The sequence below is a fragment of the Wolbachia endosymbiont of Armadillidium arcangelii genome (genome assembly GCF_040207875.1).
In the GTDB taxonomy this organism is placed as follows: domain Bacteria; phylum Pseudomonadota; class Alphaproteobacteria; order Rickettsiales; family Anaplasmataceae; genus Wolbachia.
Map to the genome: position 1 here is coordinate 1,107,604 of NZ_CP157942.1, position 25,552 is coordinate 1,133,155.

Sequence of the window (25,552 nt, forward strand, 5' to 3'; positions counted from 1 at the left end):
GGGTGTCATCTCAGTGTCCAAACACTGAGATCCAGGAAACTTGATTACAAATAAATATGCTGTTTTAATGAATTTGTATAAATAGACACTAGATTCCAGTGTCACACACTGGAATGACATCATCTACTATGTAAATTTCTCCCAAATCAAAACGTTTGCACAGTTGTATGTTAGAATGACACAAGATTTGCGTTTATAAATTAAGGCGATTATGCTAAAAGAATTTGAAATTGAACCTTTGTTAAAAGATAAAGCTCCGCATCAAACTAAGGCTGTTGTTGCAATGTCTGGTGGAGTTGATAGCTCAGTTGCTGCAGCACTGCTATATAACTTTGGGTACCAGGTGATAGGTGTGACTCTTCAACTCTATGGCACCGACGGTAATGCTAACGCAAGAAAAGGTGCATGTTGTGCTGGACAGGATATTTATGACGCTAAGCGCGTGGCTGAAAGTGTTGGCTTTCCTCACTATATTTTAAACTATGAGGAAATATTCAAAAAGGAAGTAATAGAGGATTTTGCGAGTACCTATATGCGTGGGGAAACTCCCATACCATGCGTAAGATGTAACCAAACAGTAAAGTTTCGTGATCTATTGCAAATTACAAAAAATCTTGGTGCGGATGTGCTCGTAACAGGACACTATGTGAGAAGGTTAGAAAAAAATGGTGAGGTAAAGTTGTGCAGAAGCATTGATAAAAGTAAAGATCAAAGTTATTTTTTGTTTGCAACTACTGAGGAGCAGTTAAAGCTTTTGCGATTTCCACTAGGTGGGTTCTATAAAAGTGATATAAGAAAATTAGCAAAATATTTCAGCTTACAAATTTCTGAAAAGCCGGACAGTCAAGATATATGCTTTGTTTCCGAAAGCTATAGTAAAACAATAGCTAAATTAGCTCCACAATCTGTACAGAAGGGAAAAATTGTGGATGTGAATGGAAAAGTGCTAGGTGAGCATAGTGGCATAGTGAATTTTACAGTAGGGCAAAGAAAAGGCTTAGGTGTTGGGTACAGTGAACCTCTTTACGTGATAAAAATTAATACAGAGAATAATGAGGTTATAGTGGGTCCGATCAACGCGCTAATGCAAAAAAAGATATTGGTCAAAGAGTTAAATTGGTTAGAGCAACCAAAAGAAGATATGGAAGTAACTGTGAAACTCAGGTCATCACATGCAGGAAGCTTAGCAACAATACATTCAACTGACGAAAAAAATAAAGCCTATGTCATTTTAAACGACGATTACTTTGGCATCAGTCCTGGTCAAGCTTGTGTAGCATATAAGGGCGAACAAGTTATTGGTGGAGGGTGGATATGCTCTTAATTTGGTAGCTTAATTTTTTAATGCAGAGTGTAAACGTACAATAATATTTATTGCTATTTTATCCTATATACCATAAAGGTAATTATTATATTGTGGACTAGAGGGATGGTTAAAGAAGTTGAAGAATTAATAAAAATTGTTGGTAAAGGCAATTTATTAGAGGCCTTGTTTATTTTTTTAGGCAATTTTCAACATGCTAACTTAACTGGTAAAATAGACCACAGAAACCATATTGGTTTGTCTTCATTCGTTAGAAAAAAAGAGGAATCATTAGATAAATATTTTAACTTACAATTTAGTCTACAAGGGTTGTTCTTAATTTATACTCAAGCTTATAAAATTTTAAGCGGAAGTAATAATCTGAGCACTCAAGATATCATAGATGAAATATATAAAGTTATTAAGGAGTCTGAGTTAGGTAAAGACATACACGAAATAGTAGATGGAAGAAAATTAGATTTACTTAACGTTTTGGCAAATCCAAAGAGATAATCAATATTTAAAACAGTAGAAGATTTTGAAAATAAGGTACTTATTGATGTTAGAAAGTTACTAAGTGAAGAAAATGCATTAAACGAATATGACAGAGAATTTGTATTAAATAAGTGCATTATCAGCAGCTATTATTCCATCCACAATATAAAAGTAGATAAAGATGTAGCATTGTTGTTTTCCATAGGTAGTCACTATAAAAAACTTTCATCATCTAACAAAACAGTAAAAAGAGAAGTATTAGAGCTAGTTGGGAGTCCGTTAATATTATTCTTAACTAAAATATTAGGATGTATCGATTTACCAAATGAGAATGGAACTACTAAATATACGCTGAACCGTGAAAAGATAGGTGGAGTAAACAGAACATTTAACATATTGGCAAATCAGAATAATCAAGATTTTTTAACCTTTAAAAGCATCGGCCCAATCTTAAAGCAATTGCTAGAAAAGCAAAATAGTAATAAATTTGAAGAAAGAGTAACAGATCTTAGAAATATACGCTACTTAGCTCCGCAAGAAAGGGGTGAGTATGTATTAGGTAGTAACAATAAACAAAAAGGAGGGTATAAAAACACGTTCTGTAAACTAGCTTTAGGTATGTTTATATTATCTGTTGGATTATATGCTGCTGACTATTTCCTTATGAAACAAAGGTTATTCAACTCAATAACAAATACTATACCACAAGCTAATCTGATGGTTGCTGCAGTACTCACTATTGTAATAGTATATGCTTTATTTCAACTACTGAAACCACCGCAAGAACCACCGCTTTCAATAATCAATGGAGCGACAAACGAGAACTTGATGCAGCATCATGTAAAATAAGTTTATAAATGTAGCAACTTAAAAGTACATATTGTATAATGCTTATTCTTAAGTTAAGAAGGTAATTTATGGATTTAAGTAAAATAACAGCGGGACCAAATGCGGTGAATGTGGTAATTGAAATAAGTGCAAATGCTGAGCCTGTAAAGTATGAATTTAATAAAGAGCTTGGGTTGTTACAAGTTGACAGATTTTTATCTACCTCAATGACTTATCCTTGCAATTATGGGTTTATACCAAATACCTGCGCAGGTGATGGTGATCCTGTGGATGTTTTGGTGCTAACTCAATTTCCCTTAGCATCTAGTGTTTTAATATCGGTGCGTCCAATAGGCGCATTACTCACTAAAGATGAAAAAGGAGAAGATGAAAAGATATTAGCTGTGCCTGTTTCCAGTGTTGATAGCTATTATGACAATATAAAGGACTATTCTGACTTACCTAAAAACCTACTAGATAAAATTGCTCATTTCTTCTCTCATTATAAAGATTTAGAAAAGGGAAAAACGGTAACAGTTGGAGAATGGGCTGATGTAGAAAAAGCAAAAAAAATCATTGAAAAAAGTAGAAATTAGTTTGCATTAGAGCTGCTTAGAAAAATATTGTTGTTTTTAATATTGCAGTTAAAAGCATTAGACAGGCAGTAAAGGTCTTGATATTATAGTAATTAATTTGGAAGGGTGGCCGAGCGGCTGAAGGCGGCGGTTTGCTAAACCGTTATACGATTGAAAAGTCGTATCGAGGGTTCGAATCCCTCTCCTTCCGCCACTATGTCAAATTTCTGTACTCAATTGAGTGTTGATTATTTTTAACCATAAAAAATATTCAATTTTTGCGGTAGGTCTTACGTCTCCAACTATCTAAATTAGTTCAATATATCAAAGAAAAACAAACTGTTTCGAAAATTTTAACCACTATGTAGCAAATTTCATTTGATTAATAAAAAATATAATCTAAGTTCTATTTAATTTGATTGCAGCCCAGGTAATAAAATCACTGGAGAAAAAGTGTTTAGCACAAGAACTCGTAAGGTTAAGAATCGTGCTGCAGATGCTTTCAGAATGGCTGCTCACTGTGTATCAAAAAGCAAAAGTGGAATGGGTGCATATTGTAGAAGATTAAAAAAGCACCTAGGAGCACCAAAAGCAATTACTGCTACTGCAAGGAAAATAGCATGTATCTTTTATAGTATGTTGAAGTATGGACAAGAATATGTAGAAAGAGGAATAGATTATTATGAAACACGTTACAAAGAGAAAGTTGTAAAAAATTTAATCAAAAAGGCACAGGAATTCGGTTATATCTTAGTTCAACAGGAATAACTAATGGGAAGTTTCTTAGAAGAAGATGAATGTTACAATATTATCTTTAGGAAAAAGATTTATAGTACTTTGGAAGAGCTTCAGTTAGATGTTGATCATTGGTTGCATTTTACAATAGAGCTAGACCTCATTCTGGTAAGTATTGCTATGGCTATGCAGACCTTTTTTGACAGTATGCATATTGCCTACCAAAAAAATATTGATAACATTAGAACAGATTCTGATATCGGTTTTGACTTCGTCGATTCTTCTGTCAGTTAATTCATGCCTGTCAGATTAAGTCTGGACTATTACAGCTTAGCAAGTTTTGTAAAACTTACAGAGTCAAGAGGAATGAAAGTTTTAAAAAACAATGTATGCTGCAATCATAATAGTTTGGTAGTAACCGAGAGGTACTTTGCTGATAAAAAAAGGCAAATCTTTGGAAATTTTTGGATGATCCTGCTGCTGACGTGCTGAACGGCAAATACGACATTATGTTGTTTACCGCAAAAATTCATATTTTACACAATCGAAACAGGAACTTGAGCAGATAATTTCGTTATACTTAACATGGAAACGAAGGGCCTTTTCACAATCTTCTATCTATCATTTCTTAAACCTCTCCCCTGAACAGATACATATTATTAGTAGTATTATGCATTTCTTTACCACCACTATTAGTTTAGAGCCAATTTTCAACGCTTAGCAATAACCTGAAATCCTGTAATATATAACATTTTTTTAGCAATCTTATCCCACTTTCAATAAACAATGATATTTTAAAAAGGACGTCCACTAGTCTAATTAAAAGGGGATAGACTAACAACAGAAAAAATTGTGTAAAATATCTTTGATACACAACTAGCTTGGTACTATGTCAATTAAACATAAGGCATTTCAAATTCCAACTTTCTTTCAAATAACTGTTTCTTGCTGTTTTTGTGCCTCAAAAAAATTTAGCTTACTTTTGCGCTAGTTCGTTCAAATAGCATTAGTACGATTTACTTTTTTTGGGATGTAGAGATTTTCTAGGGATTGTCTTTTTGAATTCTATAGTATTTTGTTCAACATTGAAACGAGAGTCCAGTTTCAAGCATTGAAGAGACGAATCAAGAGCTGCTTTTGCCTCATTACTCTTAATTATTCGAGTAGTTGGCAATCTAATCAAGTTATTTTCGTTTATACTAATCAGCACATCAAATTCTATGCTATTATTGTGTTGTTTGATATTGCTAGCCCTAATCTTACCGTTTCCAAACCCAAACGTTACAGAATTACCTTCATTATAGTCAATGTCCAAAAAATCAGGTAAAACTGCAAAATCCGCGTTGTTTGCAAATTGAGAAAATGCATTTTTGATGTCGTTAAATGTACCGTAATGGTCTATATGGTCGTCATTAATACTTGTTACAACAGCAATATTTGCAGGAATTTTTAACATAGTTCCATCAGACTCATCAGCCTCGATTAAGAAAATGTCACTCTTGCCAAATTTTGAATTACTCTGATAGGAATTTAATATTCCTCCCACAACTACAGTGGCGTCAGTCCCATAATGATCAAAAATGGAAGCAATCATAGCTGTTGTTGTTGTCTTGCCACTTGAACCCGAAACCGCTATCACATATTTACCTTTCATAATTTCAGCAAGCATATCTGACCTATGTAAAACGGTCTTATTGTTATTTCTTGCTTCAACTAGCTCCACATTATCAGGTTTTATTGCAGAAGAATGTACGACTATTTGAGCTTGTCTAATGCTACTGGCATCGTGACCAATATAGACCTCTATACCTAGTTTTTGTAACCTATCTATATTGTCGTTTGATCGCGTATCACTGCCTTGAACTTTATAACCGAAATTGTGAAGAATTTCAGCGATTGCGCTCATTCCTATTCCACCTATACCGATTATATGTATTACTTCTTTTTTAGTTCTGTGCATATTTGGCAGTAGACGTTTACTTATTACTAAATTTATTATAGTATAATTTAAAATCCTCATGGCTTTCACTAAATACAATGATAAAAAACCTAGCCTTTCCATGCCTAATATTCATTTTGATGAGCAGTTGTAGTTTTAGCAACAGGTATAATCAGACTGCAGGTCATTATAAAATTGGCAATAGCTATACAATAAATGGTATCATTTATCATCCAAAATACTGTAAGTGTTACGAAGAAGTAGGAATAGCGTCGTGGTATGGAATAGAAGATCATGGGACACTTACAGCAAACGGTGAAGTGTTTAACCGTCACTTGATTTCTGCAGCGCATAAGACTTTACCCCTACCCTGCTTTGTTCGTGTTACTAACTTAGAAAACAAAAGAAAGCTTGTTATAAGAGTGAACGATAGGGGGCCGTTTGTTGAAGGTAGAATAATAGATCTATCAGAAAAGGCAGCACAAGTTTTAGGACTTCATAAGTCTGGGCTTGCAAAGGTAAAAGTCGAGTACCTAAGAAAGAGGTCAGAACAATTGATACAAAATACTCCTCATTACAAAAGGCAATATGAAAAAGAAATGCAGAAACGTCACCCAAAACAAAATAGTGCAGAAAGCAAGGGATATGTCGCATTTTTTGTAAACGCTCAGGCTGCTAAATTAGCTGCATCAAAGCTTCGTAATCAAGGAATAAAAAATATTAGATTGCTTTTTAAGAACAATCAATATTGCATAAAAGTAAGTTAAAACCTGCAGTGCATAGTATGCCAAAAACTCCTTGACAAACTTTTTCACTTTCCTTATTATATCAATGAGAGTATTTATCCTTGTTTTTGGGCTCAACGACAAAATTCAGTAAAAAAACTCAGATATTTATTGGCAAATTACATAAAATTATAGCGGCTGCATGTCTTTTTTATTTTTTCTACATTCAGCCAAATCGCGCTTAAAATAAGCGTTAGCACATTATTACAATGCCAATTTAAATTATTATAGGGTCAAAACTCGCTATACGGGGGTTTTTTTATCTTTTTTTATTTAGTAAATTTCTTAATATTTATAGCTAAAAGAACCTAAAAGAGGTGTCATTCCAGCGCGTGACGCTGGTTCCTGGATCCCAGTGTCTGGGCACTGGGATGACAACGAAGGGGCTACTTGAATGACAACGAAGGGTTATTTGGATGATAGCCGTACTTGATCTGGATTCCAGTGTCAAGCACTGGAATGACAGAAAAAGGAGTACTCCCAAAGGGGCTATTGCGTGACATTCCACTATGTCATTCCAGCACTTGATGCTGGAATCCAGTTCTTATTACCTGATCAGCCTTCTGGATCCCAGTACTGGGATGACAATGAAGGTCTACTTGAATGACGAAAAAGGGGTGAATGACCGAACCACTATTCACAATCCCAATTATTACCTTATTTAAAATAAATATTGACTTTTTATTATAGCTATATAATAATTAAATATATTACTTAAGATTAAAGATAAGATTATGACAAGTGATCAATTACTAGCAAAAGTACTCAGTATAATTAACGATAAGGCAGATTTAAATGAAGATAATATAATTCAGGAAATACAAGAAGAACTAAAGAAACAGGATCAAGATCTATATGAAGAGTGGAGAAAAGTTAGATTTGATGTAAATCATTTATTTAGTCAAAAACTTAATGAAGAGTGGAGAAAAGCTGTATTTGATTTAAATCATTTATTTAGTCAAGAACTTACATTGTTGCACGTAGCTGCTAGAGGTGGCTTTGAAAACGTAGCAAAAGTCCTGGTAGCAGCAGGAGCTGATGTTAATAAGAAAGATAGTAAGCACAAGAAGTTTCCTTTACATTTAGCTGCTGAAAATGGTCATGCTGAAGTAGTAGAATTTTTCTTAAATAAAGGGATAAGTGTTAATGTAATGGATAAAGAGGGCAATACTCCTTTGCATTATGCTGCAGATAATGGAAATAGAAAAACAATATCAATTCTAATAAGAAAAAATGCAGATCCTTGGTTAAAGAATTTTCATGATAAAACTCCAGTGGATATTTATGCATCCAAGCATCCTAATGGCTCTGGATACTTAATTCAGCTGAAAAAAGCGAAACATTCAAGGTTATATCGTTTTTTGCTCAATGTCGTTGTTAGGCGCTGCTATGGCAACATCAATTGCTGCGATTAATGTAATTGCATCTGATGTGCCTGTATTAAAGGTGTTGTTGTATGTAAGTATTTTGTATGCATTTGCATCTATAGCTAGATATATTACGTACAAAGTGGCTGAACTGAATGCTAAAAATGAGATTGAAGAAGATCAAGATTTAGACATAATAAATGTTGAAAAAGTGAGTGATGAAAAAAAATCGGTTAACAAAGCAACACACTCAAAAGAATTAGATGATCTTGTTCGTGGAATAAAAGGCTCTTCTAGAATAGAGATAGTTGATCCAGACAAGCAGAAAAAAGTAACACTTGATGATGTTATTGTTTCGGAGAAAGTAAAAGAAGAGTTAAAAATGATTTGTGGTCATATATCAGAGAAGAAGAAGCAAGCTCTTGAAATGTTAGGTTGCAAGATGCCAACAGGCTATATTTTATATGGTCTACCTGGGAATGGTAAAACTCTTATTGCTCGTGCAATTGCATGTGAAGCTAATGCTAAATTTATTAGCGTTTCTGGATCTGAATGTATGCAAAAATATGCTGGACACAGCGCACATTACATAAAAGATCTTTTTGAAAAAGCGAGAGAAAATGCTCCTTGCATAGTCTTTATAGATGAAATAGATGCTGTTTGTACAAAACGTAGTAATAGTGGACGAAGTAATGAAGAACACAACCGAATTGTAAATCAGTTTTTACACGAGCTTGATGGTTTTAATCCTATGGAAGGCGTGACAGTGATTGCTGCAACTAATCGTCTAGACAGTTTAGATGAAGCGGTGATTAGACCAGGTCGCCTCTCTAAACACATTGAAATTTCTTTACCAGATAAGAGCCTACGTGAAAAAATATTGACTCTTTATATGAAGGGAGTACCAATGGCATCAGATGTAAATCTGGCAGAACTTTCAGATAAAACTAATGATTTTTCAGGAGCTGATCTAGAAAATTTGGTAAATGAAGCAAAATTTCATGCTATAGATCAGATCTACAAAGAAGAGTCAGAAGATGAACCAAAAATAACAGTGACCATGGATGATTTTAATAATGTACTTAAAGATCTTAAATCTAAAAAGGTTGAGAATGAGCAAGCGGATAGTAAGATGGAGTTGTTGAACAATATTGAGAATTTTATAAATTTGAGCAAAACGCTTAATAAAAGTGCATAGAAAACAAAAGGATTAGCAAGATGCAAAAGGCATTATAATGCATACAGCTCTTGCTGTACAGAAAGTCTAGTTCTAGGGATACTGAATCAAAAAGTTTATTCGAGACCTGAAGAAATGACAAACCTTCAAAGAACCAATTATGACTTTTTTGAACTTGCACATAACCTTAATTCAGCAGTACTCGTGAGAGCTAGCAAAGATAGAACAGTAAATAAAAAATCTAGATATCCTGAACAAGGCGAAAAGAAGTTATGGGAAATCTTTTCGCCTTGTAGGTACAATAGAAGTTGAAATTCCTGCAAAAGATAAAAAGAACAGCAAATTTAGAAGTTAGGTTTGGAAGCTTCGTGATGAATCCATCTAAAAATAACATTAGGCATAAATTTGCTACTTTTTCTTTTTCCGCATCTCCGACAACCTAATTGATATTCCACTATATAAGGCTTGATTTCCAACTTTTTGATGAATGTACGGTCTCCTCCGCATTTGCAAGTGGGTAACTTTTACCACCTCATCTGCATCCATTTTGGCACGAAAACTTCCTTTGTGCCCAACCTGACCACCTATACTCTTTTCACTTTTTGGCTTGCCCTTTTTTATTTTGTATAACTCTTTGAGCTGGAAATTGATGAATTTTTAGAATTTAAACCTAGCTTTTCCTTTAATTGAGCGTTCTCAGAGCTTCATTTTCTGCTTTTAAATTTTCTATCTCTATTTTTAAGTTTTCGCAGAGTTCTAAAACATCAACCATATTACCTCACAGCTACTCTATGATTAGTCTTTTTTGTCTACCTTGTTTCACCGCTACCCTGAACAGACACTTGAGGACCAGGATGAAAATAATGGATCAGCCACCAAGCCCTAAGCGCGCTAGCTCTCGACCCTACTACAGGTCAAAAACAAGTTTTAATACCCTTAGGGCTATGGTAATGGAGTTGGCGGAGTTTGTAAAGCAATTTTTAGTTTTGTTTCTATGGGTCAGTTGGTACGCGCTTTGCCTTTAAGCAGATGTAAAAGCACAACTATTACGAATAACATTCCACCAATAACTGATATAGCGCCACCCGTAATAAAACAAGCACGTGCCAACATCGATGAAATACTTGGCAGATCTGCAACTTTTCTTAAGGCACCATACCCACCAAGCCAAACAAGGCCAGTAATATGGAGAAAATGTCCCAAGCTGTATGCATAAATCTGCCATTTTATGCTAGAGTTTTTTACTTCTTGAAAGTTTAATTTAGGTAATAGCCAATAAATGAAATTCATAAAAGCTATAGTGATTCCAACCACAGAACCATGATAATGAGCAGGAATTGTGACATTGCCTTCAATAGTTAGCACTCCAAGCACACCTCCATAGATGAACAATACAAACGAATGAAGCAAATAATTGCCCTTATCATTGAGTAGGGTCTTTATATTGCGATACACTAGTATTATTAGGAAGCACGGCAGAACTGCTCCAGCAATTCTCATATGCCAAGTAAAGAACTGTACTAACTCAGCACTATCCACTGTATAAACAAAATATGTAAACGGTGCGCCTACAGCCAAGATTGTGTTGATAAATAGCGGTAAAATTTTATTGCTTGAGGCTAGACTGGCACTGGAATTCAGCATGATTAAATACACTAAAAACATTGCTTGAGCAAACGCAAATTGCAGCAAATGTCCAGCTCCCCAAAAGAGATATTCATAAAATAAATTCTTATCTGAATGATATATATCTGTCGGCATATTATTATATGCTAAAACAAAGCAAAGAAATGATGAAACAAGTATAATAACTAGCCCAATCTGTCCCACATAGAGGTATGAGGTTTGCTTATTTGACATATATGCAAGAACTGCATTTATTAATACGCTGACAATAAATAAACTTAGTCCGAGTAAAAATAATTTGTTTTGTAACACAGGAATATAGTTACTTTTGATAACCTCAGTGTTTGGAACAAATGCAGATATAAACATCAGCAGCATAGAAAGGGTTGATAGAACCCATAGGAAGCTAAACCAATTATTGGTGTTTTGTAGGTTAATGATAAAAAGCAGAGATATTATGGAGCACATCCACACCAAAATTGATAAATTTACGTGTATCACCAGCGCATTATCAAAAATATATTGTGCAGAAGGAACGAAGGAAGAAATAAAAGGCAATCGTAAAAAAATAACAATTATTGACAGCAATCCAGAACAAGCAAGAGCACATACTGCCAAAAATATCCATTGTTTGCAAGTTGTGGCGTTATTTTGTATGTTGAGCATGGTCTTTCTTACTTCTGATTGCTATAATACAATACAGGATGAATTTTTCAAATTGATTAGTGTTTCCATGTGTGATTCAAATGACATTACAACAATCCATTGCTCTGTCTAACCAATTTTAATACACGCTCAAAGCACTTTTTTTATTTGCCTGAGGCTTCTCACTCCATTTTTTAAAGTAGTCGTAGCAACTGCACCATTTTGGAAACTCTTTTGGTTCACTGACAACCGCTTTTCAAGACATTTAAGAATCCACAAAATACATCATAAGTCTTTTTGGTTTTGTTTTTTTTACAGAACTCTACTTAGGTTTTTCCCTAATTATGTCACTTTATTCTCATAATTTATATACTCTATCTCCTGCTTTATTCCTTTCTTGAGATCATGTACAGGTTCTAAAAAGTAGAATTTACAATTCTATCTAAAAGAATACCGAAGAAGAGCAAAAGTCCTACCTGGGAATTATTTTTAAATATGAACATGCATTGACTGGAATCGTCAGGATTGAAATTTTTGTGTTGGTTGTAAAATATGAACCCTATAGCAAGTAGAGCAATATAAAAGATGTTATTTAATGATGATAGTATACCAGCGTATAACCACGCCATTAAGGATATTAAGTAAAATCTTTTCAACCAAGATTTTGTTGTATTGCCAAAATATAATGCGGTAGATTTCATTCCGAGTTTTTCATCATCTTTTTTATCTTGATGAGCGTATACAGTGTCATAACTAAGTGTCCAAAAGACGCATCCTATATAAAATAGCAAGGATTCTATGCTAATCTGGTTTGTTATTGCTGCTGAGCCCATGAGTGATCCCATGTTAAAAGTAAACCCTAAAAACAATTGTGGCCACCAAACGTAACGTTTTAGTAATGGATAAACAACTACCATACACATTGAAACTATTCCAAGTATAAGCGTAGTTCTGTTAGTTAATAGTAAGATTAGCAGGGCAATAGACAGTAACAGTGAAAGTAGAACTAAAGCTTGCTTTATATTTAATGCACCACTTGCAAGTGGCCTATATTTTGTTCGTTCAACATGTGCATCTATTTCTCTATCGAATATATCGTTGATTATGCATCCTGCAGGTCTCATTAAGAATGCACCTATAGTAAACAAAATAAGGAGCAAAAAAGCCTGATATGATAGAAAAGTTGAAGCTAGCAGAATACCGCTCAAACTGGGAAATAGTACAAGCCATAAACCTGTTAAACTGTGTATTCTCATTAATGAGAAGTAATGGTTGAAATACATTAATTAAGTGTAATTACGTAATATTTTACTTACATTAACAAAATTATCGAATGCTAAATCAGGCTTGAAAACTAGCTCAGGTATAAACCGTAGGTCAACATAACGCAATATAGATTTGCGTATTGACCATGCAGATTGGTTCATTTCATTAATAACAGTGCTGATATCATCATTATCATTTTGGATGTTCAATGAAGATAACACAATATATACATCTGCTTTCTTCAAATCTTTGCTTAGCTTTACATCAGATACTACTACTTTTTCATTAAGCACATTACCTTCCATTAAGACTTTTGATATTGCCTTATGTAATACTGATGCTACTTTTAGGTTTCTAATTTCCTTTTTCATGTCCAGCTACTATAACGTTCTTTCTTCTTGCACTAATTGATAAGCTTCCAAAATATCTCCTACTTTAACATCGATATTACCCTCTAGCGATATTCCGCATTCAAAATTTACACCTACTTCTTTAACATCATCTTTAAATCTACGTAGTGCTTTTAACTTTCCTTCATGCAACAATTTGCCGCCACGCACTACCTTAATTAAAGAATCTTTTTTTATAATTCCATCAGTGACATAACATCCGATGATATTACCGGCTTTAGATGCATTAAATATTTGCCTTATAGATGCAGAACCAACACGAACCTCTCGTGTAACAGGCTTTAACATTTTAGTTAGATACATCCTCATGTCTTCAATAAGCTCATATATTATATTGTAAGTATGTATTTCTATACCTTTTTGTTTTGCTAATTCTCTTATTTTTGAGTCCACCCTTACATTAAAAGCTAAAATCACTGCACTTGATGCTTCTGCAAGCAGCACATCTGAATCTGTTACTCCCCCTACTGCTTTGTGTAGAATATTTAATTTCACTTGGTCTTTACCAAGCTTATCAATTGAGCTTGATATTGCTTCAATAGAACCAGTTACATCGCACTTTAAAACTACAGATAGTTCTGTTATTTCACCGTCATTACGACTGAATATATCTAAATTATTGTCGTCTGGATCTTCTTTCTTTTTCTTGAGCACTTCTAACCTGTATTCAACGATTTCACGAGCCTGCTTTTCAGAGTTTACAACAACAAATTTATCTCCAGCATTTGGTACACCATTTAGACCAGTGACTTCAACTGGAGTAGAAGGTAGTGCCACTTTTTCTCTTTGACCAAGGTGATTAACCATACTGCGTACTTTGCTGTATGTTGTACCAATTATCATTATATCACCAATCTTTAATGTTCCTTCTTCAACTATTAATGTAGCTGATATTCCTTTAGCTTTGTCTATTTTAGATTCTATTACCCACCCAAGTGCTCGACAATCCTCTATCCCTTCTAGCGTCATTAATTCAGCGATTAATAAAATTGCCTCTTCTAGTTTATCTAAGTTGGTTTTCTTTTTTGCTGATACTGGCACAATTATAACATCACCACCAAGTTCTTCAGGGATTAGATCATATTGAGGCAAACTATTAATTATTCTTTCTACATCACCAGATTGTGATTTATCAATTTTATTAATGGCAACTATAATAGAGACATTTGCTGCTTTTGCATGGTTTATTGCTTCAACTGTTTGTTTCATGATTCCGTCGTCAGCTGCAACTACTATTACAACTATATTAGTAATATTGGCACCACGTGCACGCATTTCAGTAAACGCTTCATGCCCTGGTGTATCAATGAAAGTAATTTTTTGCTTATTTTTTGTCGTCAATTGATAAGCACCTATGTGTTGAGTGATGCCACCTGACTCTCTTTCTGCAACATTGGATTCACGAAATGCATCAAGCAATGAGGTTTTGCCATGATCCACATGTCCCATAAAAGTAACGATAGGTGGTTTTGGTCTTTTAGGTAAGTTTTCTCTGTTGCTTATGAAGAGTAAATTCTTTTCTTTATCAGCATCACTTACTCGTTTAGCCGTATGATTAAATTTTTTTGCTATTTCGCATGCTATATCTGGATCTACTAGATCATCTACTCTATAGCTCTCCCCAACTTCTTCTTTGAGCATTTTTAGCACACTCTTGCTATCTTCTGCCATACGAATAGATAACTCCCTGATAGTTATTTTGTCTGGTATAATAACTTCTCTTGCTATATTTTTACCCTTAGTAAACTTTGATTGTTTACTTCTTATACCAAATTTTTGCTTAAATACAGGGAGGTGTTCATTTCTTTCATCTATTGCCTGTGTAATTACTAGCTTAGAATGCTTAGAGTATATATCTTTGCTAGCTTTAAAAGACTTTTTATCATTGTTCTCATATTCAATACTATCTTCTTTTTGTTCAACTGAGTTAGTATTACTTAAAACTTCCTTATTTATTTCTTTAGGTACAGAGTGTGATTCATTTTTATCTTCAGCTTCTTGATTGCTTCCTTCTTTTTTTATTTTCTCTTCTTGTTCTCTCTGATTCCTTTCTTTCAGCAAAGTAGCATTCTGTACAGCATTAATGCGGGAAATTTGTTCTTTTTCAGTTAAAGAGCCTAATTTACTCTCGTCAAATAAACTATATTCTTCTGCAGAATGAATTTTTCTTCTTTTTTTTACTATTGTAGTACCAGTACTTTGACTATCTAAAGAGTTTAAATTAATGTCTAATTTAAGCTTGCTTAAGCCTTGTAGGGTTAATTTTTTATTACTGATATCTTCATTATTCATATTGTTTTTATATTAATCCAAGCTTTTTACGTGCTTCTATGATTATTGAATCTGCTGTATCTTTTAGATTGTCTTTATTATTAGTTGAGGAAGAGAGTATGCTACAAAACTCATAATTTGATAAATCTGCTATGTCCTCTAAAGTTTTAATATTATGTTTACTAAGAGCAATTTTATTATCTATTGATAAGGTTAAGTTAATTACATCGTCTTCCATACCTAAATTTTTTAGCTCTTCTATTTTTCTATCATTCTCTGCTTTTAGGTAATTATTTGCTCTATTATGAAGTTCATTTGCAATATCTTCATTAAAGCCCTCTATTGAAGCAAGCTCCTTAATTGAAGTGTTAGATATATCTTCTACACTTGAAAAGCCTTCTGTTACCAATAACTGGCCCATAATCTCTTCTAAGTTCAAAGCTTCAGCAAATAAAGCTGAACATTGATTAAATTCTTTACTTCGCCTTTCTGATTCTTGCTGAATACCTAATATCTCAATTTTCCATCCAACAAGCTCTGAAGCTAATCTTACATTCTGACCCTTTTTTCCTATAGCTAAACTCAATTGATCTTCAGCAACTATTAACTCTATGCAATTTTCATTTTCATCAATAATGACCTTTGATACTTCTGCAGGAGTAATGGCTTTAATAACAAATTGACCCAAATCTGATGAGTAATGTATGACGTCGATTTTTTCACCGTTTAATTCGTGTATAATAGTTTTTATTCTATCTCCTTTAACTCCAACGCAAGCACCCACTGGATCGATATTCTTATCAGGTGAAAAAACAGCAACTTTAGATCTTGAACCAGCATCTCTAGCTATACTTTTAATTGTTATCAATCTCTCAGCAATTTCTGGTATCTCTTGATGCAACAATGCCTCTAAAAAACCTTCATGAGTCCTAGAAAGAATGACTTGACGTCCATCATCAGAGCGCTTAACAGACTGTATGTAAGCTTTTACTTTATCTCCTTCACGAAATGACTCGCCACCAATCAAGTTCCGCAAAGGAAGGTATGCCCCAATGCCATTTATGTCTATAATAAGATCTGAATATTCTACTTGTTTAACGATGCCATACCTCATTTCTCCTACCTTATCTTTAAATTCCTCATATTGCTTTTTTAACTCTGCCTCTTTAATTACTTGAGAAATCTTTTGTTGGGCAATCCTTGCTGAAACAAGATCAGTATCAAGAGAAATCAACTCACTAATAGTGTCTCCAACTTTTGCATCTCCTTTTTTTAACTTAGCTTGTGTCAACTTAATTAAGTCACATTCATTTTCTTTTGACTCATCATCAATGACTTTTAGTTGTCTATATGAGGTAACTTTGCCTGTGTTTCTATCTATATTGACTATAATCTTACTTTTGCTGCCATACTTTTGTTGAGCCACTGCTTCGATAGCACTTTTAAGTGCATTTATTATAATATCAAAATCTAAACCTTTTTGAAGTGAGAGCTCTCCTGCTGTTCTGATTACATCAAGGCTTCCAACTATGTTATTCTTGTTGCTTTTCTGCTTAACACTGCTTTTACGATTAGCAATCATATAAATAAATCCAATTTAATTAGTTATAATTATAGCTTCAACGGGCAAAGAACGCTATCTAAAATGTTAAATAGTTGCTAATTTAAGTCAAGCTTTTTCATATTTTTGTATGACGAGCAGCGCAGGAGTCAAGAATAAGGTTAAAATCGTTGCAGCCAATACTCCACTTGCTATGGTTGCTGAAATATCAACCCACCACTGGCTTGATGGAGCATCATATGTGATTTGCAACGTAAAAAAGTTGATATTCAATCTGGTAATCATTGGTATTAAGCCAAAAATTGTAGTTGCAACGGTAAGGAGTATTGGCCTGACACGAGAAATTGAAGCGTTTATTACACATTGCTTAATGCTGTTTTTGTGTACCTTAATTTGTTGATGAAAGGCATCAAGCAATAGTATGTTATTATTCACTATAATTCCTGCCAAAGCAATTATTCCCACTCCGCACATGACAATTACAAAAACTTGCTGAATAAGAAAGAAAACGAAAAATACACATGTTGTGGATAAAAATACTGCTGTCATTACTATAAATGTATAGTATATGTTGTTAAACTGTGCCACTAGCACTAATATCATTAATGTAATTGCTAATATAAAAGCCTTTAGTAAAAATGCTCCTGATTTTTGTTGATCTTCTTTGTCACCTTTAAAATCGATTCTTACTTCCTTGTTCCAATCTTGGCTAATAGAATTTTGAATGAGTTTTACTCTTTCATCAACAAGATAGCCAGTATCAATATCAGCAGAGATTGTCACTGTGCGTGATCCATCAATCCTACTTAGCTTGTTTGCCTTTTTTTCGGGAACATATTTTACTATGCTGCTCATAGAATACGGTCCATTTACTGTATTAATAAAGAGATTATTTATAGTCTTCATGCTGCGACTCTTTCTGGGAAAGCGTAGTACAATATCAATTTCTTCATCTGTGTTATTTGGTCTATATTTTCCAATTAATACTCCGTTTGTAGCCATCTTTATAAAATCGCCAATGGTTGCAACATTTACTCCAGAGCTTGTAGCCTTACTCTTATCAACACTCATGTTCCACTCTATTTCAGGCACTGATCTACTGTCTTGAATATTTATAAATCCGGATGAAGGTTGGTCCATGATTTTTAGGATTTTCTCTGCTACTGAATTCAAACTGGATGCACTTCCGCTTAAGTTAATTTGTATTGGCTTGTCAGCTGATGGTCCTGACTTTTGTTCCTGTACATCAATTATTACTCCTTTCATGTTTTGCACACTGCTCCTTATATCATTTAGTATTTGCTTAGCTTTGCGCCTGCAGCGCCAATCCACAAGTTCCAATTGAATTTTGGCAATAACGTTGTCTGAAAATATTCCCGATCTAGTATAAAAAACATAAATTTCTTTTTCAACACCCAGAATGCGTTCTTCTACTTCTTTAAGTATCAAATCTCGTTCTTTGGCTGATAAGCTTTCTTTTACTTTAACGCTGATTAAAATGTTATCTGAATCTACATCTGGAAAGAACTTCAACCCAGGACCAAAAGTAAAATATAATATACTAGACAAAAATAAAGCAAACACAACAACACATACAAATTTTTTGGGGTGATCTAAGACTTTCTCTAACATACGTACATAAGTTCTTATTATAGGCCCAGTATTTTTTATCTCACCACTTTCTATAGCACTCATTCTTGTTATTTCTTTTTTTGAAGTTATCGAAGGCTTACCAAATATTGCACCAAGTGTTGGTATAAAAACTAAAGCCATAATGAGCGATCCAGTCAAAGTTAGAATTATTGTAATTGGTATGTACTGCATAAATTTACCGACCGTATCGGGCCAGAGTAACAGAGGGAAAAACACTGCTAATTTAGTCAATGTTGATGATAAAACTGGATAGAACATATCATGAACTGAGGTACAAAAAGCTTCTACTTTATCCATGCCACAAATCATCTTTCTATCAGCATATTCGCTGATTACAATTGCATCATCAACCAGCATGCCGACTGCCATAATTAGACTGAAGAGCACAACTATATTTAGAGTAATACCCATGAGGTAAAGAGCTATTATTCCCATGAGGAAGGAGCCAGGTATTGATAGTGCAACAAGAATAGCAGTCCTTGTTCCCATAAAGAGCATTATTATGGTTAATATTAGTAATACCGCAAATATTATACCGTTTTCCAAATCGTCAAGCACATCACGTACATTTTTTGACTGGTCATTTAAATAAACTACTTTTAAATTTTCAGGTAATTGATCTTTTGCTTTGTCCATTAAGTATTTTACTTGATTTACCGTGTCTATTATGTTTTTTCCATTACGTTTTGAAATCTCTAGTACAATGCTAGGTAGTCCATTAATACGAGCAAATCCTTGGCGATCCTCAAACCCAAGGTATACTTTTGCTATATCTTTGATTCTCAAAACTGCATCACTTTGAGATCTAATAGGAATATTCATAATATCTTCTATGTCTTTTAATAACCCTGATATTTTGATCGAATATTTACCGGTATCATTTTCTAGTGATCCGGCTCTCACCAATCTGTTGTTGTTTGATATAGCTTGAAATATCTCATTTGATTGAATGTTATATTTTGTTAGAACTGTAGGCTCAATTATAACTTCTACTGTTTCTTTGCGTATACCTGCTACTTCAACTTTGAGAACATTTGGCAGAAATTCTATTTCTTTCTTTAGTTTGCGCGCTATTTCAGTTAAAGCTCTTTCCGGCAAATTACCAATCAAGCCAACGTTTAGTATCGGAAATAAGCTCAAGTTTATTTCATTGATTATCGGAGATTCCGCTTCAATAGGTAACTTTGATTTTATGTTTGAGAGCCTTGAACGGACGTTATCAAGTACTTCTTTGGTATCATATTCTGTGCCAAACTTAATTATCATGTGAGCACCGTCATTAGTTGCAAGTGCCCTTAGCTCTCTCACGCCCTCAATAGACCTTAGTTCATTTTCTATTGGAATAGCTAATAACTTTTCACTATCCTCGACAGAAATACCAGGAAGCCCGACAAATACGCTGATTATAGGAATCTGTATATCAGGGTTGCTTTCTCTTGGCATTTTTATATAAGTGTATGAGCCGAAGGTAAAAATCAATATGAGCAATAATATTACTGTTCTATTCCTCTCTACAAGTAAGCTTTTCATGCCAGACATTATACGCATTTATATCATATTATAGCTAAGATAAATTATATATTAATTAATTCTTATAAAGTTTTATGTAAACGATCAAAATTTTTACAGATTTGCAAGCATAAGAAAATCTCTATATAATATAACTTTAGCGTGGTATTTGAGGAGTTATTATGGTAGCAGTTCTAAGTGTAAAAGAAGGCAAGAATAAAGTTATTGTATCTGGGTTGGTTGGTGCTTCATCAACTTTAGTATTTTTAACAGTGATTCACATCGCTGCAAAGATAGCCATTATGGTTACTGCTGCTGCAGTTACTTACGCATTACTTTCGTTGATTCATAAAGTAAAAGCTAGATCTGCTAAAACTCATGGTATATCAAAAGATGAAGGGTATGAAAGTGAAGAAAAAGATACCGTAGAAGAGCCAGAAAAAACTGAAGCTGAGTTAGAAGAAGAATTAAAAAATAAAAGAGCACAAGAACGCATGGAGAAAAGATTACTTGGTGGTCCTATAAACGCATTTGGCGAACCAATTCTTGATGAAATCAAGAACACTGAGTGCAGTCATTCTGTTAATTATACAAAAACTATGGCAGCACCTGACAAAATTGTTCTTGGTGAGCCAGATAATAAAACTTTTGCACAAAATAATTCTAGCTCTGTAAAGAATCAAATGAGATCTTTACCTGAACGCATAGATGTGTTTGGTAATCAAGTTTTTGGGCAGTCAACGGGCAACCTTACCAATAATACAGGGCTTAGATCTCAAAGTACGCAAAAACCCTCCCCTTCAGACTTGTTATTACAGTACGGAAATGTAGATAATGATGTGAGAAGAGTATTAGAACAATCAATTACCCAAAAGGGGTTTAACGGATTAGGATTTGACAGATAGTTGTTATATTAACCTCTCCATCTCATATTGAGGATCAGATGCAATGCCGTAGACTCTATCTGGCGGGGTAATTTTGTTCTCTATACCAAAAATTATACCTTCAATTATTGCTATAAGCACTTGTTCAAGGTTACAGTCTGCTCCGGGAACACGGTGCTCCAGTCGGCACCTTTTGAAATCGTTGCCAAAATAGGGAATTCTTATTGCAGCAGTTCTGTTATTTACTCCCCAACTAATCGTAGTTGGAGTATGAATATCTGGGTGTTGAAACCTTAAATATGATTCATCATTTGGAGCAAAAAACAACATATGTTTTTTCATCATTGAACATAATCCACCAATACTATGAATCAGGTAGTCACTATATTTTTGCTCGTTGCTATAAAATAAGTTATCGTGATTTGAATTCACGAGATTAACATGCACATTTAATGCACTCCCTGCTCTATCCAAATAGGGCTTTGCTTTAAAACAAACATTTCCACCAAGTTTTTGTGCTACTTCAGTAAGTAATTGTTTTGCTAACTCAAAATGCTTAATTAAATTATCGGAATTCGTATAACAAACACTTTTTATCTCATATTGATTTATAGAACTCTCTTTCTCACAAAAAAATCCAAGTGAAGCTATTTTATTTTTGATGCTACTCAGAAATAAATATTCTTTTTTTATTCCCTCAGTGTAAAACTCCAGTTCAATACCGAATACAGTATGATGGCTCAAATTACTTAATATAATCACAAATTTACTTCAATAAATTTATATTAGATTAGCTATATTTATATGAATACTTTACTTATTTGCCAGTAAATTTAATATTTTATTTATACACAATGTATTACTGTTTTTAATAACATGCTTCTAATCCTCGGTACAAGCGATATTTACAAATTGATCATTTTTATTTCAAAAAAATGATTAATTTTAGTGTTTTTATATCCTTTACAAATCACCAAAAAATCTACATAATTTTTAGTATGTATTAAGTAGTATTAGCTTTTCATCTTACAGTAAGCTATTGATTATCTTATGTTTTTCTGATTATTAGTTTTTCTTGGTGTGGTATATGAACTTAATTAGCCCTAAGGTTTCTACTATGTTTTTTGATCAGATTATTACAGTAACAGACCACAATATTACTTGGGAAAAAATCAAAAATTGTCTTTATAATCTCTATGGAGAAGCAACATATAACAGCTGGCTGAGTTCACTGAGATTTGTCAGCAGCAGAAATGGAGAAGTTTTGTTATCTGTATCAACAAGATTTATAAAAGAGTGGATTACAGTTCACTACATGGAAAAAATATTATCATTATGGCGAAGCGAAGATCAAAGTGTATGTTCTATTGATATTCAAGTAATTGAAGAAAGGAGTTCAAATTCTAATACGATACTAAAAAATAGAGAGGAAAATAATCATAATCTTGGTTCACCGCTAGATCCCAGATTCACTTTTGATAATTTTGTGGTAGGAAAGTCAAATGAGTTAGCATTTACAGCAGCAAAGCGTGTAGCGGAATCTATAGATCCAATATCAGGAAGCAACCCTTTGTTTCTATACGGCGGAGTGGGACTTGGTAAAACACATTTAATGCATGCTATAGCTTGGGACATAGTCAATTCTCCATCAGCAAAAAGAAAAGTGGTATATTTATCGGCAGAGAAATTCATGTATCAATATATTACAGCGCTGAGGAGCAAAGATATTATGTTATTTAAAGAGCAATTTAGATCAGTAGATGTATTGATGGTAGATGATGTGCAATTTATCAGTGGTAAAGATAGTACACAAGAAGAATTTTTTCACACTTTCAATGCATTGATAGACCAAAATAAACAATTGGTTATATCAGCTGATAGGTCTCCTAGTGATCTTGATGGAGTAGAAGAAAGAATAAAATCACGACTTGGTTGGGGATTAGTTGCAGATATTAATGAAACAACTTTTGAATTAAGACTTGGTATATTGCAGGCGAAGGTGGAGCGAATGAATATGTATGTTCCAAAGGATGTCCTAGAGTTTTTGGCAAGGAATATAAAATCCAATATAAGAGAATTAGAAGGAGCATTAAATAAGGTTGCCCATACCTCGTTAATTGGAAGAAGTATGACGGTAGAATCAGCTAGTGAGACCCTAATTGATCTTCTTAGATCAAATCATAGGTCAATCACAACAGAAGAAATACAAAAGAAAACAGCTGAATTTTTCAATATAAAGGTTGCAGATATGCAATCTAATAGAAGGCTCCGCAGTCTTGCGAGACCGAGACAAATAGCTATGTATTTTGCCAAGAAATTTACGCAAAAAAGCCTACCAGATATTGGAAGAAGCTTTGGTGGCAGAGATCATGCTACTGTTATACATGCAGTCAAACAAGTAGAAAATTTTATAAGAACTGACCCAAAATTTGCTGATGAAATCAGTCGATTAAAAAAGGTGTTTAAGTAGCACTTTATTAATGATAACCAGGCTGTTTTCATTTCTTTGATCGAATATCCTTTCCCTCTCTTTCAAATAGATTAAGTGAACCAAGGATCAATATTAGTAAGCTAAGAGAAAATGGCTAGTCGATTGCTTGAAAAGTATATAAAATCAAAATTTAAGTAGGAAATATGGCAGTTAGACTTATTCCAGACAATCTTGATATCAAATTTAGTAAATATGGAAAATTGACAGCGTTTATTAGCGTTATTCTTATCATTTTTTCAGTGCTTACTGTTGTGCTGCGTGGAGTAAATTTAGGCATAGACTTCACAGGTGGAATTTTGATGGAGATAAAATCCTCAAGTGAGGATCATACCATTCTTAATATATTAAGAGAGAATGGATTTACGATACAGAGTTCAAAAGCTAGTGATAATTTAGTTATGCGGTTTAAAGACGAGAGAGATGAGGATAAAATTAAAAAAGTCAAAAATATACTAGAAGAAAAACTGGGTAATTCAATAATTTACCGCAAAATAGACTATGTTGGTCCACAAATAGGTTCAACACAGATATTTGAAGGAATATCATCCATGTTAATTGCAATTGTTGGAATATTTTTTTATGTTTGGCTTAGGTTTAATTGGCAATGTGGATTTTGTGGAGTAACGGCACTAATTCATGACACAATTTTAACTCTTGGCTTTATCAGCTTGACGGGTATTGAGTTTAATATTTCATCAGTTGCAGCTCTACTTACCGTGATTGGCTACTCAATCAATAATTCAGTGGTTATATACGATCGGATTCGAGAGTATCAAAAGAGTAGAAAAAATGCAGCAATGGATGAAATAGTTGATGCTAGTATTAATTCTACGCTATTTCGCACTATGTTAACTTCAGGTACTACTCTTCTTGCTGCTCTTCCTTTAGTGCTGATTTGTACAGGTGTAGTTAAAGATTTTAGCTTGATCATCTTTTTTGGCATTGCAATTGGCACTTGCTCTGCAATATTTATCTCTGCTCCTATATTGACCTGCAGAGCTTTAATAAGCAGGTGAAGCATAAGAGTTAATATATCAATTGACACTTACTAAAATCTCAATTATGATAGTTATATAATTAATAAATTATGGTATTTTTATGATAAAACATCAAAGCCACTGTCATGATAAAGGTAAAATAGCCGGTTTTATCTGTGGTACAGTTATTGGCCCTTGTTTATGCATCGGTATTTTATACTTTGGCTCTACAACTCATATGAGTACAGCAGACAGTTATTTTCTTTGTATTGGTTTGATGGCAGTGTTAGCTACATCTTTAGTAGTCTGTATGTTGGCAGGTCGTGGTATTGAATGGCTTTGTGATAAAATTAGGGAAGGGAAGCAAGAAAATTCCGATACCAAGGATGAGCTTTCTAATGCATGTACAGCTAATTTAAAGGATCAGCATCGAATGCATTGAATTACTACTCATCAGTAGCATTCTCTAGTCACGATGTAATATCAACTTATTATCTCTAATAGTAAAATGAAAATACCTCAAAAAGCTCATTCCAAGTAATGAATGGGACATAGAATGAGTGTTAACGCTAGCCTGCACATCATTGATTAAAAACTTTCCTATTTTAACCTGAGGGATGTGAACAACACCAGCTTTTATTTGACCTTTTGCAGTTTCATATATTTTAAAATCTCGAATGTTTTGTAAGTTAATACCAGCATGTAACGCATCTTTTTGTGATAGAACAATATCAGTTGCTCCAGTATCAAGCAGAAACGTTATATTACGATCATTGACTTGAGCCTGAATATAAAAGTGTCCATCGTATGATTTTGTAAATTCGATACTTCCGCCATCTTGAACTCTTCCTTTATATGGTAGAAAAGTGCTCAGAAACCTATTGCTTAGTTTATCTCCTTGTGAATCAATGAACATTGCAGTAATGACTATTATCAGTAGCCAAATAACTAGATTTTTTGCTGCGTTCATACTATTAACATTTGAAGCCATAAGAGTAAATTTTTAAGATTAGCGTTAAAAGCTATTATTAAAAATAAGTAAATTTTATTGTTTT

Annotated in this window: 19 protein-coding genes, 1 tRNA gene and 6 pseudogenes; 16 read left to right on the plus strand and 10 right to left on the minus strand. The window is 33.7% G+C overall.

The window, feature by feature from the left end; all coding sequences use genetic code 11:
* Positions 1 to 211 precede the first annotated feature (211 nt).
* From mnmA to ABLO99_RS05605, 8 genes and pseudogenes are all read left to right on the plus strand, one after another.
* Positions 212 to 1,324: a tRNA 2-thiouridine(34) synthase MnmA gene (gene mnmA, locus ABLO99_RS05570; protein WP_349967125.1), complete on the plus strand. Its 1,113-nt coding sequence runs from the start codon at positions 212 to 214 to the stop codon at positions 1,322 to 1,324.
* 105 nt (positions 1,325 to 1,429) lie between these two features.
* Positions 1,430 to 1,816, plus strand: coding sequence for a hypothetical protein (locus tag ABLO99_RS05575; protein WP_349967127.1), 387 nt, complete (start codon positions 1,430 to 1,432; stop codon positions 1,814 to 1,816).
* Between the two features lie 171 nt (positions 1,817 to 1,987).
* Entirely contained in the window at positions 1,988 to 2,647 is a 660-nt protein-coding gene (locus ABLO99_RS05580) for a hypothetical protein (protein WP_349967129.1), read from the plus strand.
* A gap of 68 nt (positions 2,648 to 2,715) precedes the next feature.
* Positions 2,716 to 3,222: an inorganic diphosphatase gene (gene ppa / locus ABLO99_RS05585; protein ID WP_349967131.1), complete on the plus strand. Its 507-nt coding sequence runs from the start codon at positions 2,716 to 2,718 to the stop codon at positions 3,220 to 3,222.
* Positions 3,223 to 3,321: 99 nt separating this feature from the next.
* A tRNA-Ser gene (locus ABLO99_RS05590) sits at positions 3,322 to 3,415 on the plus strand.
* 209 nt (positions 3,416 to 3,624) lie between these two features.
* Positions 3,625 to 3,969 (plus strand): annotated as a pseudogene (locus ABLO99_RS05595) (IS110 family transposase); the annotation flags it as partial.
* Positions 3,970 to 3,990: 21 nt separating this feature from the next.
* A pseudogene (locus tag ABLO99_RS05600) lies at positions 3,991 to 4,230 on the plus strand (IS481 family transposase); the annotation flags it as partial.
* Positions 4,231 to 4,269: 39 nt separating this feature from the next.
* Positions 4,270 to 4,568, plus strand: a pseudogene (locus tag ABLO99_RS05605) (hypothetical protein); the annotation flags it as partial.
* A 572-nt stretch (positions 4,569 to 5,140) separates the two neighbouring features.
* Here ABLO99_RS05605 and ABLO99_RS05610 read toward each other — a convergent pair.
* Positions 5,141 to 5,956: pseudogene (locus tag ABLO99_RS05610) on the minus strand (Mur ligase domain-containing protein); the annotation flags it as partial.
* Positions 5,957 to 5,973: 17 nt separating this feature from the next.
* On the opposite strand from ABLO99_RS05610, the gene ABLO99_RS05615 reads away from it, so the two are divergent.
* From ABLO99_RS05615 to ABLO99_RS05630, 4 genes and pseudogenes are all read left to right on the plus strand, one after another.
* Positions 5,974 to 6,642 carry a septal ring lytic transglycosylase RlpA family protein gene (locus ABLO99_RS05615; protein ID WP_349967133.1) on the plus strand — a complete coding sequence of 223 codons (669 nt, stop codon included), beginning with the start codon at positions 5,974 to 5,976 and terminating at the stop codon, positions 6,640 to 6,642.
* Positions 6,643 to 7,394: 752 nt separating this feature from the next.
* Positions 7,395 to 8,075 carry an ankyrin repeat domain-containing protein gene (locus ABLO99_RS05620; protein ID WP_349967135.1) on the plus strand — a complete coding sequence of 227 codons (681 nt, stop codon included), beginning with the start codon at positions 7,395 to 7,397 and terminating at the stop codon, positions 8,073 to 8,075.
* A complete protein-coding gene (locus ABLO99_RS08700) occupies positions 8,050 to 9,225 on the plus strand; it encodes an ATP-binding protein (protein WP_410543666.1) in 1,176 nt (391 codons plus the stop codon). The genes ABLO99_RS05620 and ABLO99_RS08700 overlap by 26 nt, the downstream gene beginning before the upstream one ends.
* A 22-nt stretch (positions 9,226 to 9,247) precedes the next feature.
* Positions 9,248 to 9,608, plus strand: a pseudogene (locus ABLO99_RS05630) (IS4 family transposase); the annotation flags it as partial.
* On the opposite strand, the pseudogene ABLO99_RS05635 reads toward ABLO99_RS05630, so the two are convergent.
* The 7 genes and pseudogenes from ABLO99_RS05635 to ABLO99_RS05665 form a co-directional block, all read right to left on the minus strand.
* Positions 9,594 to 9,976, minus strand: a pseudogene (locus ABLO99_RS05635) (IS66 family transposase); the annotation flags it as partial. The pseudogenes ABLO99_RS05630 and ABLO99_RS05635 sit on opposite strands and share 15 nt — an antisense overlap.
* A gap of 227 nt (positions 9,977 to 10,203) precedes the next feature.
* Positions 10,204 to 11,496 carry a cbb3-type cytochrome c oxidase subunit I gene (locus ABLO99_RS05640; protein ID WP_047758753.1) on the minus strand — a complete coding sequence of 431 codons (1,293 nt, stop codon included), beginning with the start codon at positions 11,494 to 11,496 and terminating at the stop codon, positions 10,204 to 10,206.
* A 395-nt stretch (positions 11,497 to 11,891) separates the two neighbouring features.
* The gene (gene ubiA / locus ABLO99_RS05645; protein ID WP_047758754.1) at positions 11,892 to 12,758 is read right to left on the minus strand and encodes a 4-hydroxybenzoate octaprenyltransferase; all 867 of its coding nucleotides are present in this window, start codon (positions 12,756 to 12,758) and stop codon (positions 11,892 to 11,894) included.
* A 3-nt stretch (positions 12,759 to 12,761) separates the two neighbouring features.
* On the minus strand, positions 12,762 to 13,112 hold the full coding sequence (locus tag ABLO99_RS05650; RefSeq protein WP_047758755.1) for a ribosome-binding factor A: 351 nt from the start codon (positions 13,110 to 13,112) through the stop codon (positions 12,762 to 12,764).
* Positions 13,113 to 13,121: 9 nt separating this feature from the next.
* The gene (infB, locus tag ABLO99_RS05655; protein ID WP_349967137.1) at positions 13,122 to 15,443 is read right to left on the minus strand and encodes a translation initiation factor IF-2; all 2,322 of its coding nucleotides are present in this window, start codon (positions 15,441 to 15,443) and stop codon (positions 13,122 to 13,124) included.
* A gap of 7 nt (positions 15,444 to 15,450) precedes the next feature.
* Complete coding sequence (gene nusA, locus ABLO99_RS05660; RefSeq protein WP_349967139.1) at positions 15,451 to 17,004, minus strand: transcription termination factor NusA; 1,554 nt, start codon at positions 17,002 to 17,004, stop codon at positions 15,451 to 15,453.
* Between the two features lie 87 nt (positions 17,005 to 17,091).
* Positions 17,092 to 20,166: an efflux RND transporter permease subunit gene (locus tag ABLO99_RS05665; protein WP_349967140.1), complete on the minus strand. Its 3,075-nt coding sequence runs from the start codon at positions 20,164 to 20,166 to the stop codon at positions 17,092 to 17,094.
* 161 nt (positions 20,167 to 20,327) lie between these two features.
* Between ABLO99_RS05665 and ABLO99_RS05670 the strand changes: the two genes are divergently transcribed.
* Positions 20,328 to 21,050: a hypothetical protein gene (locus tag ABLO99_RS05670; protein WP_349967141.1), complete on the plus strand. Its 723-nt coding sequence runs from the start codon at positions 20,328 to 20,330 to the stop codon at positions 21,048 to 21,050.
* Between the two features lie 3 nt (positions 21,051 to 21,053).
* Here the strand turns inward: ABLO99_RS05670 and ABLO99_RS05675 are convergent, their stop codons facing one another.
* Positions 21,054 to 21,791 carry a glutamine synthetase gene (locus tag ABLO99_RS05675; protein ID WP_047758760.1) on the minus strand — a complete coding sequence of 246 codons (738 nt, stop codon included), beginning with the start codon at positions 21,789 to 21,791 and terminating at the stop codon, positions 21,054 to 21,056.
* 325 nt (positions 21,792 to 22,116) lie between these two features.
* Between ABLO99_RS05675 and dnaA the strand changes: the two genes are divergently transcribed.
* From dnaA to ABLO99_RS05690, 3 genes are all read left to right on the plus strand, one after another.
* Positions 22,117 to 23,499, plus strand: a complete 1,383-nt coding sequence (gene dnaA / locus ABLO99_RS05680; protein WP_349967143.1) for a chromosomal replication initiator protein DnaA — start codon at positions 22,117 to 22,119, stop codon at positions 23,497 to 23,499.
* A gap of 164 nt (positions 23,500 to 23,663) precedes the next feature.
* A complete protein-coding gene (gene secF / locus ABLO99_RS05685) occupies positions 23,664 to 24,536 on the plus strand; it encodes a protein translocase subunit SecF (protein WP_349967144.1) in 873 nt (290 codons plus the stop codon).
* A gap of 82 nt (positions 24,537 to 24,618) precedes the next feature.
* A complete protein-coding gene (locus ABLO99_RS05690; RefSeq protein WP_047758763.1) occupies positions 24,619 to 24,939 on the plus strand; it encodes a hypothetical protein in 321 nt (106 codons plus the stop codon).
* A gap of 24 nt (positions 24,940 to 24,963) precedes the next feature.
* Here ABLO99_RS05690 and ABLO99_RS05695 read toward each other — a convergent pair whose 3' ends face one another.
* Positions 24,964 to 25,488: a TIGR02281 family clan AA aspartic protease gene (locus ABLO99_RS05695; protein WP_349967145.1), complete on the minus strand. Its 525-nt coding sequence runs from the start codon at positions 25,486 to 25,488 to the stop codon at positions 24,964 to 24,966.
* Positions 25,489 to 25,552 lie beyond the last annotated feature (64 nt).